Genomic DNA, 13,374 nt, shown 5'->3' with positions numbered 1-13,374 from the left:
AATGGCGATCACCTCCGGCGCACCGGTCATGCCTGCGCCCTGCGGACGGCCGGACGGGCAGGAAGAGTGGCGGCGTAGCAGGCTGCGGCGACCGCCATGATGGCGAAACTGGGCGGAACTCGGGGCACGGCGGCGCTGAGCGTGAGCCCGGCCAACATCTCCAGCACGGCGAGCGCGGCGGACAGTGCGAGCGCCCGGTAGGGCCGGTCGGTGAGCCGGAGGGCCGTGCCGGCGGGTGCGGCGAGCAGGCCGAGCAGGAGCAGCGAGCCGACGGCCTGGGTGGCCTCGGCGGCGCAGGCACCGACCAGGGCGAGGAAGCCGAGACCGAGCGCCCCGGTCCGTACGCCCCGCGCGGTGGCGACGGCTTCGTCCAGTGTGGCGAAGAGAAGCGGCCGGGCGATCAGCAGGGCGGCGGCGCTGACCGCGGCGGCGATCAGGACGGCGACGACGGTCTGGTGGCCATTCAGTCCGTAGATGGAGCCGAACAGCACGCTGATGCCCGCGTTTCCCTGGGTGGTGGAGCGGTGGGTGGTGTAGAGGGTGAGGAAGAAGGTGCCGAGGCCGAGGATCCAGGAGAAGAGGGTACCGATGACGACGTCGTCGGGCCTTCCCCGATGGCCGAGGACGCCGAGCAGCAGGGCGACGGCGATGGTGGCGGCGAAGAGTCCGAGTCGCAGGTCGTAGCCGCCGGCGAGGGCGGCCATCGCGCCGGTGAAGGCGACGTGGCTGAGGGTGTCGCCGGTGAAGGTCTGGGCGCGCAGCACGAGGAAGTAGCCGACCAGTCCGGAGGCGAGGGCGATCGCGGTTCCGGCCAGCAGGGCGTGCTGGAAGAAAGCCTGGTGGAAGGCGGTGATCATGCCGGCGCTCCGGAGGGCAGCGGGGTGCGGGCCCGGTCGAGCATGGTGCGCAGGACGCGGGCGAGGTGGGCGAGGAGGTATCCGGTGAAGGCGAAGGTGGTCACGAAGAAGCCGAGCGGGTAGGGCTGGTAGTAGGCGGCGATCAGCCCGAGCCAGCAGGCGGTGAGGCCGAGCGCCACTCCAAGCAGTAGGCCGAGGACGGGCCGGGCGGTGAGCTGCTGGGCGGTGGCGGCTGGCATCACCAGCAGCGCGAAGACGAGCAGGCTGCCGGTGATCTGGCTGGCCTCGGCCGCCGCGGCGCCCAGCAGGACCAGGAACCCCGCCCCGAGGAGGCGTACGGGCACGCCTCGGGCGGCGGCCACGTCCTGGTCGAGGGAGGCGAACAGCAGGGGACGGCCGATCAGTGCGAGTACGGCGAGGACGGTGCCGCCGACCGCCGCGAGCAGGGTGACCTGCCCGGCGGTGATGCCGAGGAAGGTGCCGAACAGCAGCGCCTGGGGGCCGCCGAGCAGCCCCTTGTACAGCGTCACGAACAGGAACCCGCAGGCCAGCGCGAAGGCCTGCACGGTCCCGGTCGCGGCGGACTCCTCGGCGACGCCGGAGCGGTCCCGGTGGCGCAGCGCGGCGATGACGAGCGCACCGGCGAGGCAGGCGCCGAGGTAGCCGGCGGCGGCGGAGATGCCGAGCAGGGTGGCGAGGGCGGCGCCAGGGAAGGCGACCACCGACAGTGTGTGGCCGGCGAAGGTCTGGCGGCGCAGCACCATGAACCAGCCGACGGCGGGCGCGACCACGGCGACGATGGCGCCTGCGCGGAAGGCGTTGACCATGAAGGGGTAGGACCACATGTCCTGGAGGTCGGTGAGCAGGTTCCAGGAGAAGGCGGGTGAGGTGGTGTCGGCTAGCAGCACGTGCCACAGCTCCTACAGTCCTCGGGCACGCCGACGACGACCAGGCGCCCGTCGGCGGTGCGCAGCACCTCGACGGGGGCGCCGTAGAGCCGGGTGAGGGTGTCGGAGTTGATCACCTGATCGGGCGGTCCGGCGACGGCCCGGCCCTCGGCGAGGTACACCACCTGGTCGAGGCGGTGGAGGATCGGGTTGACGTCGTGGGCGACCATGACGACCGAGACGCCGTCCTCGCGGCAGATCCGGCCGAGCAGCGCGGCGATGGCGCTCTGGTTGGGCAGGTCGAGGCTGTCGAGCGGCTCGTCGAGGAGCAGCAGGCTGGGGCGGGTGACCAGGGCCTGGGCGAGGAGCAGCCGTTGCTGTTCGCCGCCGGAGCACTGTCCGATCGGCCGGTGCGCGTAGGCGGTGGCTCCGACCTGCTCGATGGCCGCCTCGACGCGGTCGCGTTCGGCGCGGCGGCGGGCGCGGTTGAGGCCGGGTACCGGGATGCCCCAGCGGTGTCCGTCCAGTCCGAGCCGTACGAGGTCGATGCCCCGGACGCGCACGCCCGCGTCGAAGCTGCGGCGCTGTGGGAGGTAGCCGATGCGGGTGTGGTTCGGGACGCGGATCTCGCCCGCGGCGGCGGGCACCGAGCCGAGCAGGGTCTTGACGAGGGTGGACTTTCCGACCCCGTTGGGGCCGAGGACGGCGGTGAACTCCCCGGCCTGGACGGTGAGGTCGACGTCCGACCAGAGCGTGCGGCCGCCCACCCGCACGGCCGCGCCGCGCAGTTCGAGGACCGGAATGGGGGCGGGTGCCGGTGCGGTGGCCATGGCGTGCTCGATCGGCGCGGCGGTCACTTGCCGGTAGCCTGCTTCAATGCGGCGGCGATGCGCCGGAGTTCGGCGATCTGCCAGTCCTGGAAGCTCGCGTTCGCCGGGGTCGGGGTCTCGGTGATGGTGGCGACCGGGATGCCCTGGGCCTTGGCGGCCTCGACCTGGGCCTTGATGTCCGGGGTGTCGTTCTGGCTGTTGTAGACGTAGATCTTGATCTGCTTGGACGTGATCTGCTCGTCGGCACTCGCCTTGTCGGCGGCGGTCGGGTCGGCGCCCTCGCTGACCGCGTCGAGGAGCCCCTCGGGGGTGATGAGCTTGAGACCGAGGCCCTCGGCGAGCGGGGAGACGATGGACTCGGAGGCGCCGATCGGCGTGCCGGCGTACGTGCTCTTGATCTGGGATATCAGCTGGTCGTACGGGGCGAGGGTCTTGCTCAGAAAGGTGGTCTTCTGCTGGTCGAAGTAGGCGGCGTCGGCGGGGTCGAGCTTCTTGTAGTCGGCGGTGATCTGGTCGACGACCTTGTGGACGCCGGCCGGGGAGTACCACTGGTGGGGGTTGCCGCCCTCCTTGACGCCGACCAGGTCGCCGATCTTGAGGGCGGTGCGGCCGGGGGCGGCGTCGGCGGCTATGAGCTTGTCGGACCAGGCGTCGTATCCGATGCCGTTGGTGATGACGTACTGGGCGCCGGCGACGGTGCGACCGTCGGCGGCGGTCGGCTCGTAGTCGTGCGGGTCGGCGTCCGGGCTGCTGATGATGTTCGACACCTTGGCGTGCTCGCCGCCGAGTTGGGCCGCGATGGAGCCCCAGAAGCTCTCCGCCGCGGCGACCCGGACGACCTTTCCGGAGCCGGAGCCGGCGACACCGCTCGCGTCGGACGACGAGGCGGTCCTGGCGGGTGCGGTCGAGCAGGCCGTCGCGGTGGCGAGCGCCGCAACGGCGACGGCGACGAGTCTGACGATGCGTGCGGGCACGGTGGAACGCATGGCGGAGGTACTCCTCGCAGATGGGACTGTCCTGTGGGCGACGCACCACACACTAGTTGGAAACGGTTTTCATCTCTACCATGTTTAGAAAGATATGAAAATCATTGCCAAATCTTGCCCCGGCGCGCGCTAGGCTCCGGTACCCATGAACAGGGAGTTCAACGAGGACGCGCACCATCGGGCCGGACCGGCCGAGCTGGCGTGGCGTCTGCTGCGGGCACTCGTCCTTCTCGCGCTCGGCAGCTTCACACTGCTCCTCCTCGCGACCACCGTCCTCGTTGCCGCTCCCGGCCTGCTGGACTGGGTGGAGGACCCGGCCTTCCAGGCCTGGCGGACCGTGCTCGCCGCCGTGGTGATCCAGGGACTACCGTTCCTGCTGCTCGGCACCGTGGTGTCGGCGGCGATCGGCGCCTTCGTCCCTGACCGGCTGCTCGAACGCCTGCTGCCCCGCAACCCCGCGCTCGCGGTACCGGTCGCGGGCGTCGCCGGCGCGGTGCTGCCCGGCTGCGAGTGCGCGTCGGTCCCGGTGGCGGGCAGTCTGATGCGGCGCGGGGTGGCACCGGCGGCAGCACTGGCGTTCCTGCTCTCGGCACCCGCGATCAACCCGGTCGTCCTGGTGGCGACCTCGATCGCCTTCCCGGGGCGCCCCGAGATGGTGCTCGCCCGGTTCACCGCCTCCCTCGCCACCTCCGTCGCCATGGGCTGGCTGTGGCTGAGACTCGGCCGACCCGAGTGGCTGCGGCCCAAGCCCGCACCGGACCACCCCGTCGGCGGCTGCCGGCTGGAGGCCTTCTGGCGGGGACTGCAGCACGACTTCCTGCACGCCGGCGGCTTCCTGGCCCTGGGCGCCGCGGCAGCGGCGACCTTCAACATCGCGGTGCCCCCACCGCTGCTGGAGACCTTCACCGGCTCGCCGTGGCTGTCGGTGGTGGTGCTGGCCGTGCTCGCTGTGGTGCTCTCCATCTGCTCGGAGGCCGACGCCTTCGTGGCCTCCTCGCTCTCCGGCTTCTCCCCCGTCGCGCACCTGACCTTCATGGTCGTCGGCCCGATGGTCGACCTCAAACTGATCGTCCTTCAGTCGGGAACCTTCGGGCGCGCCTTCGCCGTCCGCTTCTCGGCGGCGACCCTGGCGGTGGCGGTCCTGTGCAGCACGCTGGTCGGGGCGTGGCTGCTGTGAGACGGTACGGACCCACCCTGCTGCTCCTGCTCACCGGCGGTGCCCTCCTGCGGGTGAGCCTGGCGAGCGACCTCTACCTGCGGTACGTCAAGGAGGGGCTGCGGCCCCTGCTGATCGCCTCCGGCGCCCGCTGGTACTGCTCGCCCTCATCTCGGCGGTGGCTGCCGCAGTCCGATCCGGGAAGGAGCACCACCATCCGCGTTCCGCCTGGCTGCTCACGCCGCCCGCCGCCATACTGCTGCTCTTCGCCCCGCCGGCGCTCGGCTCGTACACCGTCGCCCACGACGGCTCCGGCACGATCGCCAGACGCCTCCACTTCTCTCCGCTCCCCGACCGCACGGTGGTCGACCTCACCCTGAGCGACTTCACCTCCCGCGCGACCTGGGACGAGACCGGGACCCTCGCCGGCCGCACCGTCCGGCTCACCGGCTTCGCCGCCCCAGGAACGAACGGAAGCTGGCAGCTCAGCCGCGTGGTCATCAGCTGCTGCGCCGCCGACGCCCGGGTCGTGAAGGTGGAGGTCCACGGCATTCCCGCGCCGACCGCCGACACCTGGGTGACCGTCACCGGCATCTGGCGCCCCTCCCCCGGCCGCCCCGTACCCGCGCTGGACGCCACCGCTCTGACCGCAATCCCGGCCCCGCGCAACCCGTACCGGGACACGATCTCCCCGACTCCGTGACGCCCCTCCACCCACTAGACATGAAAACCATTGTCACCCCGTCGGTTTCATGGTTCAGTTGGCCCGCCGCTCCGCCGACCCCGGAGTGACCACCGTGGCTTCCAGCTCTCCCCTCCTGCGAGTCCTCCGTGACGCCGACGGCCGGCCCGCGCTGCTCGCCGGCGGCCGAACGATCACCGCCGCCGAGCTGCTGACGGGCAACGTCCCACCAGGCGGCCTGGCCGCGGCAATGGCCGAGCAGATCGCGCGACAGCAGGACTTCCCGGCGCGGGAGAACGACCCGTTCGAGCAGCGGCTGCGGTACTGAGCGGACGTCCTCGGCCCGCCACCGATCCGGCACACCGTGCTGTGCCCGGTGTCCGGCCTCGCCGTCGAACTGGCACTCGCCACCCTGCTCACGGGCGGGACGGTCGTGTGCCCCGACCCCGGGCAGCAGCCCGCCGACATCCTCGCCGACCTCGCCGGCTCCCGGACGACCCGCCTGAGCCTGCCGTCCCGGCTGCTCTGGGAACTCATCCGCCGCCCCGTGCCCGGGCTCGGCGAGCTGCGCCGCGTACTCCACATCGGACCCGAACCTCGGCAGCAGGACGTGTATGCCGCCGTGGAGGCACTTGGCGCTGTCGTCGCCCACGTCCGCGAACCGAGCAGCAGCGCCGAAGCCGCCGACCGTGCCCTGCGCGAGGTGATCGACGCCGCCGCGGCGGCGTCCTGGAAACAGGTCATCGGCGTCACCGGCGAACAGGCCCGCATGTTCACCCACCGCCTCCGCAGTGCGGTCTTGTCATCGATGTTGGTCGCCCTGCGAAGCGGCGGCGTCCTGAACGACCCGGCACGCGGCCACACGGTCGCGGAGGTCCTCGCCGCGGCCGGAGTGGCCCAGGAGCACCGCCGCCTTGCCGAACGATGGCTCGAGGCGCTGGCCGAGAATGACCTGATAGCCCGTCACGGTGACACCTTCCACGCCGGGCCCACCGTGACCACGGCGGACGTCGTCCAGGACTGGAAACTGACGGCCGAGTCCTGGACCGGGCACCTCGGCTCGGCCACCGTCATCGACTACCTGCGCCGCAGTGCCGAGCAGTTGCCCGCACTGCTGGCCGGCAAGCAGCAGGCCACCACCCTGCTCTTCCCCAGGGGGAGCATGCGGATCGCCGACGCGATCGACCGCAGAACGGCGACCGGCCGTTACCTCACCACGGCTCTCGCCACGGCGATGCAGGAGATCGCGGTCGCCCATCCGGGCTTCGGACCGCTGCGCGTGCTGGAGCTCGGAGCCGGAACCGGTGTGCGGACGGAGGTGATCGCCGAGGCTCTGGCGGCCATGCGCAGGCCCGGCCCCGCCGTCGACTACGTCTGCGCCGAGGGGTCCGAACTCCTCCTCGACGCGGCACGGGCCCGGCTCGGCAGGTTCGCGCGGATCCGGCTCGCACATGCCGGCCCGAGCGGGCCGGGCTTCCGGCCGCGCTCCTTCGATGTGGTGATCGGGGCGGAGGTGCTGGCCGCGTCCGCCGATCCGGACGCCGCCGCGCGCCGACTCGTCGGGCTCCTTGCTCCCGGCGGCTGGCTGCTGCTCGACGAACCGACCCACGAGCACACCGAGTTCCTGATCTCCCGCGCTCTCCTGCCGCACGCCGCCGGGGACGCTCGGCTCGATCCGGGAGGTGGTGCCCTGCCGTCCCGCGACCGCTGGCGCGAAGCGCTGGCTAGCGCCGGGGTGGGCGCCGTCCTGACGCTGCCCGATCAGGACCATCCCATGGCGCTGCTCGGGCATCAGCTCTTCGCCGCGCGCGTCCCGTAGCCGCCACAGCGCTCGCGCTCAACCTCCCTATACCGTCGGGAAATTGATGAACAAGGGAGGGTAAAGGCTGCGAGCTCCGCCTTGAGGTCCCCGACGGCCCGACCGTAATCTCGAGGCCGCGCCCAACGGCTGGGCCGTACGCGGCGCACCGTCCGATGCATGCCCGCTCATGTCATGCGCCTGACATTCCATGGGAGATCCCCGACTTCCGTACAGCGCGAGCACGTCCGGCCCGCGGCCATCAGCCGAGGCCGGCCAGCACATGCCGAGATCCGTCAGCACGGGCACGCGCCCGTACCGGCGATACACCCCTGCCGGGACCGGCCGCGCCCTCACCCCCACGGAGGGTCGACTCTTGCGCTTCCACCTCTTCGGCGGCCTGCCTCGGCCGCGCAGACTTCTCGCGGTCCTGCCCGCCTTGGCCATGGCAGCCACCGGTCTGCTCGCCGTCGCCGCACCCGACGCCGGCGCGCAGACCGACGGCCCGGCCACCGGCGTCACCACCAAGCGCCTGTGCGCGGCGCCGAGCCACCCCGGCGAGATGGCCTGCCTGGCCCTGGCCCGCACCGACATCGTCCAGCAGCACAGCCTCGCCCCGAACATCCTGCCCTCCGGCTACGGCCCGAGCGATCTGGCCTCCGCCTACAACCTGCCGGCCTCAGCGGGCTCGGGGGCGACCGTCGCGATCGTGGATGCGTACGACGATCCCAAGGCCGAGTCGGACCTGGCGGCCTACCGCTCCCAGTACGGCCTGCCGGCCTGCACCACGGCCAACGGCTGCTTCAAGAAGGTCGACCAGCGCGGCGGCACCAGCTACCCCACCGCCGACAGCGGCTGGGCCGGCGAGATCTCGCTCGACGTCGACATGGTCAGCGCCGTCTGTCCCAACTGCCACATCCTGCTGGTCGAGGCCGACAGTCCGACGATGGAGAACCTGGGCACCGCGGTGAACACCGCCGTCGCGCTCGGCGCCAAATACGTCTCGAACAGCTACGGCGGCTCCGAGGACTCGACCGACCCGACCTCCGACAGCGCCTACTTCAACCACCCGGGCGTCGCCATCACCGTCTCCTCCGGCGATTCCGGCTACGGCGTCGAGTACCCGGCCGCCTCCAAGTACGTGACGGCCGTCGGCGGCACCAGCCTCAGCCGCGCCTCCACCACGCGCGGCTGGAGCGAGAAGGTCTGGGGCACCGCCAACGGCGGCAACGGTGCCGGCTCCGGCTGCTCCGCCTACGACGCCAAGCCCACCTGGCAGAAGGACACCGGCTGCGCCAAGCGCACCGTCGCCGACGTCTCCGCCGTCGCCGACCCGGCCACCGGCGTCGCCGTCTACCAGACCTACGGCGGCTCCGGATGGAACGTCTACGGCGGCACCAGCGCCTCCGCCCCGATCATCGCCGCCGTCTACGCCCTCGCCGGCACCCCCGCCACCGGCACCACCCCGGCCTCCTACCCCTACTCCCACACCTCGTCCCTGTACGACGTCACCACCGGCGCCAACGGCAGCTGCTCCCCGTCCTACCTGTGCACCGCGGGCAGCGGCTACGACGGCCCGACCGGCCTCGGCACCCCCAACGGCACCGCCGCCTTCACGGGCGGCAGCACCGGCGGCAACACCGTGACGGTCACCAACCCGGGCAGCCAGTCCACCGCCCAGGGCTCCGCCGTCAGCCTGCAGATCCACGCCACCGACTCCGCCTCCGGCCAGACCCTCACCTACTCCGCCAGCGGACTGCCCACCGGCCTGTCCATCAGCTCTTCCACCGGCCTGATCACCGGCACCGCCAGCACCGCGGGCAGCTACAACGTCACGGCGACCGCCACCGACACCACCGGCGCCGCCGGCTCCACCTCCTTCACCTGGACGGTCACCGGCACCAGCGGCTGCACCGCGGCCCAACTGCTCGGCAACCCCGGCTTCGAGACCGGCAGCGCCACCCCGTGGTCCGCCACCTCCGGCGTGATCGACAACTCCAGCAGCGAGGCCGCCCACTCCGGCAGCTGGAAGGCGTGGCTGGACGGCTACGGCTCCACCCACACCGACACGCTCGCCCAGTCGGTGACCATCCCGACCGGCTGCCAGGCCTCGCTCCGCTTCTACCTACACATCGACACCGCCGAGACCACCACATCCACCGCCTACGACAAGCTGACCGTCAAGGCGGGCTCCACCACGCTCGGCACGTTCAGCAACCTCAACGCGGCCGCCGGCTACACGCTGCGCAGCTACGACCTGTCCTCCTTCGCCGGCCAGACGGTCACCCTGACCTTCACCGGCACCGAGGACTCCTCGCTCCAGAGCAGCTTCGTGATCGACGACGCCACGCTCAACGTGTCCTGACCGTACAAGCGTCAGGGGGCCGTAGCGCATGCGCTGCGGCCCCCGCGTTCATGGTGTGAGCAGCCCGCGTTCGTACGCGCGGACCAGGTGGCGTGGCACCAGGTGCTGGCGCCCATCGACGGTGATCGGCGCCAGCTGAGGTGTGCTCGCCTTCCACTGCGCACGGCGGTGCCGGGTGTTGCTGCGGGACGTCTTCCGCTTGGGTACGGCCATGTCGGGCTCCTAACGGGCGGTCGAGACGTAGGGCAGCAGAGCCATCTCGCGGGCGTTCTTGATCGCCCGTGCCATCGCGCGCTGCTGCTGGGCGGTCAGCCGGGTGACCCGACGGCTGCGGATCTTGCCGCAGTCGGAGATGAACTTCCGCAGCAGATTGGTGTCCTTGTAGTCGATGTAGGTGATGCCGCCCTCGACCAGGGGATTCGGGCGGGGCTTGGCGGGTCGTCCGCCGGCGGGGCGCTTGGCCATCGCGGTCTCTCTCTGTCAGCAGACGGGTTCGAGCAGGTCCTCGAAGGCGTCGGGCAGGGCCTTCCAACCGGGCTCCCCCGCCATCAGTTCGGCGTCGGTGAGGAGGCAGGAGTCGAGTAGGCCGGTGATCCCATCGACGTCCAAGCCCTCGGCAATGAAGACGAGTTGCTGGACGCGGTCGCCGTGGGCCGGATCCCAGTCGAGCGCGGCGGCCGCCCGCCGCGCGGGCGGGTACTGCTCCCAGGCGGCGTCCGGCAGCGAAGCGGGCCACGGGCCGCACTCCTCGACGGCGAGGTTGGCACCGGCGGCGTCCCACGCCAGCATCAGCTCCGGCCGGTTGGCCAGCCAGAATCGGCCCCGGCTGCGCTGGGCGGCCGGAACCAGCAGCTCGAGCGCCTCGTAGAGCCGACCTGGGTGCAGCGGACGACGGCGCTCCCACACCAAGGTGGCCACGCCCGTCTCGTCCGCCTCCTGCGGCAGCAGCGCGATGGCCGGGTTCACCCGGTCGCGGGCGGCGGCCACATCGAACCCGCCGAGCGCAGCACGCAGCAGCTCACCGGTGCCCAACAGCACCCGCCGGGCGGTCGGGTGCAGCTGGCGCAGCATCGCCAGGCCCGCCGCGCCGCCGCGCGCGACGGCGATGGTGGTGGCGTACTCGATCTGGTGGGCCAGCGCCTCGGCGCGGGTGCGAGTGTCCTCCGGGGAGGTGTGCTCGCCGTGCTCGACCAGGTCGTCGGAGACGGACAGTTCTCCGAGCAGCCGGCCCGGGTCGACGGCCACCACCACACCCGCGAGCTCGATGAACTCCTCCATCGGCCGGCCGTCCACCTCACCGCCCGCCATGACCTCGACCGCCGGGTGCGGGTCACTGCCGCCCCACAACTCGACGATCGCCAGCCCGTGCTGCCCGGCCTCGGCGATTCCGACCAGCTCGGGCAACAGGTCCTCGCGCAGGACGCAGCAGGCGCAGGCGTTCGTCAGCGGCAGCTCGGCGGTGTCGAACACGCCGCTGGCGTCCCGTAGTTCGCGGTGGACGGTGCCGCGCGAGGAGTCCCGAAGGTCGTGGTGCAGGACCACGCCGTTAACGCTGCCGTCCAGCAACTCCTGGACGGCTCGCCGGCGTTCGGCGCGGTGCAGGCCTGCGACCACGACGACCGGGAGCCTGACGTGTTCGGGCACCGGGCTCACCAGCTCGCCTTGCGTACGCCGGGAAGCTGTCCGGCGTGGGCCATGGTTCGCAGGTTGATTCGGGAGTGCCCGAAGGCTCGCTGGTAGCCGCGCGGGCGCCCGTCCACGTTGTCGCGGTTGCGGAGGCGGGTGGCGCTGGCGTCCCGGGGCTGGCGGGCGAGCTCGCGCTGGGCGGCGGCCCGCTCGTCGGGCGTGCTGGACGGGTGCGCGATGACGCGCTTCAGCTCGGCGCGGCGCTCGGCATACCGGGCCACGATCCGGCGGCGCTGCTCGTTCTTGGCAATCTTGCTCTCCTTGGCCATCAGACCTTCTCCCCGCGGGCGCGGATCCGGGCGACGGCGGCCTCGATCCCGATGACGTCGACGGTCTTCAGGCCCTTGGCGCTGAGGGTGAGGCGCACGTAGCGGCCCTCGCTGGGCAGCCAGTAGCGCTTGTGCTGAATGTTGGGGTTGAAGCGGCGGCTGGTGCGGCGGTGCGAGTGCGAGATCGCGTTGCCGAATCCCGGTTTGCGACCGGTCAGTTGGCAGTGAGCGGACATGGAACAGCTCCATTGCGGATCGTGTGGGCGGACAAGCGGCCACGCTCCCGGGACCGGCGCGACGACCCGACGAGCGCGGCTCACACTAGCCTAGATGAAAACGGATTTCATTTCGCTATAGTGGGGCGCCAACGGCAGCACCCGCCTGGAGGACACCCATGGCCCGCAACGATCTGCGCCCGATCATCAAGCTCCGGTCCACCGCCGGCACCGGCTACACCTACGTCACCCGCAAGAACCGCCGCAACGACCCCGATCGCCTCGTCCTGCGCAAGTACGACCCCGTCGCCAAGCGGCACATCGACTTCCGCGAAGAGCGCTGACCCGCACCGAAGGGAATCTCCCGATGAAGCCCGGAATCCACCCCGAGTACCGCCCCGTCGTCTTCCGCGACAACTCCGTAGGCCTCGTTTTCCTCACCCGCTCGACCCTCACCAGCACCGCCACCATCGAGTGGGAGGACGGCAACACCTGCCCCGTCATCGACGTCGAGATCTCCTCCGCCAGCCACCCCTACACCGGCAAGACCCGCCTCCTGGACACCGCTGGCCGCGTCGAACGCTTCCAGCGCCGCTACGGCACCAACCCTCACTGAACGACCGCCACACATCCCCGCTGACGGTTGCCCTCAGCCGCCGGGCCGATGGACATGATCTCCATTACCGTGGAAGGGAGCCCATGGCCCCCAGCCCGAGAGGGGGGCAGGTGCACCCAGCGCCAGCGCGGCTCCGCGTCCCAGAAGCGGCCGGGTCCGGCCATCAGCTCGCGCGGCGCGCGCTTATGGGGCCGACCACCCAGCCCGCTCCCGAATGGCACCACCGTTCACCGCTATCGCGGCGGCGCGCTGGTTGCAGTCGGTCGGTATCAGGGCATGAGCTCGCCGTGCTCAGCCAGCAGCGTCCGAAGCCGAGTGGTCTGGTCGTCAGCGCGGCCCTGACGCCTGTTCTTGTTGTTCCGCTTCCACACGCCGAGCCGCTGCTCAGTTTCATCAGCGGCAGTTGGGCGTGGCATCCGACCGTGTTCTGTGACCCAGTGGCCCAGTTCCGCCAAGGTGGCGTTCCAAGCATCGTCTTGGGGCGTCCATGCCCAGCCCGGCAGATCCTCCAGGACGGCCTGGCGCTCTGCGTCGTAGGTGTCGCGTCGGGTCCGGAAGGAGTTGATCCAGATGCCGATCTTGTGCCCGCCCCACGTCTCCCGCTGTTTGATGCTGCCAATGGCCCGCCCCGTCTCGACAGCGAAGTCTTGGAGCACCAGAACCTTGGTCAGAAAACTCTCTTCGTACGGATCCCAGCTCCAGCCGGGTATTGCGGGTGGGCCCGGTGTGAGTGGAGTGAATCCGCGGGTCCGATCGGGCCGGCGGGAAAGGCCACGACGCCCAGTCATCACCGTGATCGGATGCGCCGCCCCGTTTACGTGCCGGGACCTGGGTGCCGTGATCACGGGAGGCTGTTTTCTCCTGACCTTCGACACCTGGCCTTTCCCTGGTGTGGCGACCGGCCCGGAACGGGCCGGTCTCAGCGGGTCACCAGCCTCGATCGTTCACGCGCGCGCGCCGGCATGAGGGGTTCGGCTGGGCTGTCCGGTTCCTGATGATTCGTCCTGCGGTGTGATGCTCGCTGGTC

17 protein-coding genes are annotated in these 13,374 nt (G+C 71.3%); 7 read left to right on the top strand and 10 right to left on the bottom strand.

Features of this window, described 5'->3' with window-relative positions; all coding sequences use genetic code 11:
- Nucleotides 1–26: 26 nt before the first annotated feature.
- From AB0442_RS31925 to AB0442_RS31910, 4 genes are read right to left on the bottom strand one after another with little or no spacing between them, the layout of a single operon-like run.
- Nucleotides 27–857 (bottom strand): metal ABC transporter permease, encoded by an 831-nt coding sequence (locus AB0442_RS31925; RefSeq protein WP_366167099.1) that lies wholly within the window; start codon nt 855–857, stop codon nt 27–29.
- Nucleotides 854–1,765 (bottom strand): metal ABC transporter permease, encoded by a 912-nt coding sequence (locus tag AB0442_RS31920; protein WP_366167098.1) that lies wholly within the window; start codon nt 1,763–1,765, stop codon nt 854–856. The genes AB0442_RS31925 and AB0442_RS31920 overlap by 4 nt, the downstream gene beginning before the upstream one ends.
- The gene (locus AB0442_RS31915; RefSeq protein ID WP_366167097.1) at nt 1,756–2,601 is read right to left on the bottom strand and encodes an ATP-binding cassette domain-containing protein; all 846 of its coding nucleotides are present in this window, start codon (nt 2,599–2,601) and stop codon (nt 1,756–1,758) included. Before AB0442_RS31915 ends, AB0442_RS31920 begins: the two co-directional genes overlap by 10 nt.
- Nucleotides 2,598–3,560: a zinc ABC transporter substrate-binding protein gene (locus AB0442_RS31910; protein WP_366167096.1), complete on the bottom strand. Its 963-nt coding sequence runs from the start codon at nt 3,558–3,560 to the stop codon at nt 2,598–2,600. Before AB0442_RS31910 ends, AB0442_RS31915 begins: the two co-directional genes overlap by 4 nt.
- Before the next feature lie 145 nt (nt 3,561–3,705).
- On the opposite strand from AB0442_RS31910, the gene AB0442_RS31905 reads away from it, so the two are divergent.
- From AB0442_RS31905 to AB0442_RS31885, 5 genes are all read left to right on the top strand, one after another.
- Complete coding sequence (locus tag AB0442_RS31905) at nt 3,706–4,737, top strand: permease (RefSeq protein ID WP_366167095.1); 1,032 nt, start codon at nt 3,706–3,708, stop codon at nt 4,735–4,737.
- 157 nt (nt 4,738–4,894) lie between these two features.
- A complete protein-coding gene (locus tag AB0442_RS31900) occupies nt 4,895–5,419 on the top strand; it encodes a TIGR03943 family protein (protein ID WP_366167094.1) in 525 nt (174 codons plus the stop codon).
- Between the two features lie 94 nt (nt 5,420–5,513).
- Nucleotides 5,514–5,726, top strand: coding sequence for a hypothetical protein (locus AB0442_RS31895; RefSeq protein ID WP_366167093.1), 213 nt, complete (start codon nt 5,514–5,516; stop codon nt 5,724–5,726).
- Nucleotides 5,727–5,774: 48 nt separating this feature from the next.
- A complete protein-coding gene (locus AB0442_RS31890) occupies nt 5,775–7,217 on the top strand; it encodes a class I SAM-dependent methyltransferase (protein WP_366167092.1) in 1,443 nt (480 codons plus the stop codon).
- A gap of 424 nt (nt 7,218–7,641) precedes the next feature.
- Nucleotides 7,642–9,561, top strand: a complete 1,920-nt coding sequence (locus AB0442_RS31885) for a putative Ig domain-containing protein (RefSeq protein WP_366167091.1) — start codon at nt 7,642–7,644, stop codon at nt 9,559–9,561.
- A gap of 48 nt (nt 9,562–9,609) precedes the next feature.
- Here AB0442_RS31885 and rpmF read toward each other — a convergent pair whose 3' ends face one another.
- Genes rpmF through rpmB form a run of 5 tightly spaced genes read right to left on the bottom strand, consistent with a single transcriptional unit; the run spans nt 9,610 to nt 11,752 of the window.
- Nucleotides 9,610–9,774 carry a 50S ribosomal protein L32 gene (gene rpmF, locus AB0442_RS31880; RefSeq protein ID WP_366167090.1) on the bottom strand — a complete coding sequence of 55 codons (165 nt, stop codon included), beginning with the start codon at nt 9,772–9,774 and terminating at the stop codon, nt 9,610–9,612.
- 9 nt (nt 9,775–9,783) lie between these two features.
- Nucleotides 9,784–10,026 carry a 30S ribosomal protein S18 gene (gene rpsR / locus AB0442_RS31875; protein WP_366167089.1) on the bottom strand — a complete coding sequence of 81 codons (243 nt, stop codon included), beginning with the start codon at nt 10,024–10,026 and terminating at the stop codon, nt 9,784–9,786.
- Between the two features lie 15 nt (nt 10,027–10,041).
- Nucleotides 10,042–11,214, bottom strand: a complete 1,173-nt coding sequence (locus AB0442_RS31870; RefSeq protein ID WP_366167088.1) for a GTP-binding protein — start codon at nt 11,212–11,214, stop codon at nt 10,042–10,044.
- Complete coding sequence (rpsN, locus tag AB0442_RS31865; RefSeq protein WP_366167087.1) at nt 11,211–11,516, bottom strand: 30S ribosomal protein S14; 306 nt, start codon at nt 11,514–11,516, stop codon at nt 11,211–11,213. Before rpsN ends, AB0442_RS31870 begins: the two co-directional genes overlap by 4 nt.
- A complete protein-coding gene (rpmB, locus tag AB0442_RS31860; RefSeq protein ID WP_366167086.1) occupies nt 11,516–11,752 on the bottom strand; it encodes a 50S ribosomal protein L28 in 237 nt (78 codons plus the stop codon). Before rpmB ends, rpsN begins: the two co-directional genes overlap by 1 nt.
- Nucleotides 11,753–11,910: 158 nt before the next feature.
- Here rpmB and rpmG point away from each other — a divergent pair, with 158 nt between their 5' ends.
- Together rpmG and AB0442_RS31850 are read left to right on the top strand one after the other, a co-directional pair.
- Complete coding sequence (gene rpmG / locus AB0442_RS31855) at nt 11,911–12,075, top strand: 50S ribosomal protein L33 (protein ID WP_366167085.1); 165 nt, start codon at nt 11,911–11,913, stop codon at nt 12,073–12,075.
- A 23-nt stretch (nt 12,076–12,098) separates the two neighbouring features.
- Nucleotides 12,099–12,347 carry a type B 50S ribosomal protein L31 gene (locus AB0442_RS31850; RefSeq protein ID WP_366167084.1) on the top strand — a complete coding sequence of 83 codons (249 nt, stop codon included), beginning with the start codon at nt 12,099–12,101 and terminating at the stop codon, nt 12,345–12,347.
- A 269-nt stretch (nt 12,348–12,616) separates the two neighbouring features.
- Here the strand turns inward: AB0442_RS31850 and AB0442_RS31845 are convergent, their stop codons facing one another.
- Complete coding sequence (locus AB0442_RS31845; protein ID WP_366167083.1) at nt 12,617–13,003, bottom strand: hypothetical protein; 387 nt, start codon at nt 13,001–13,003, stop codon at nt 12,617–12,619.
- Nucleotides 13,004–13,374 lie beyond the last annotated feature (371 nt).

The organism is Kitasatospora sp. NPDC085895 (genome assembly GCF_040702125.1).
In the GTDB taxonomy this organism is placed as follows: Bacteria; Actinomycetota; Actinomycetes; order Streptomycetales; family Streptomycetaceae; genus Kitasatospora; species Kitasatospora arboriphila.
This window is presented reverse-complemented; position numbering and strand designations above follow the sequence as displayed.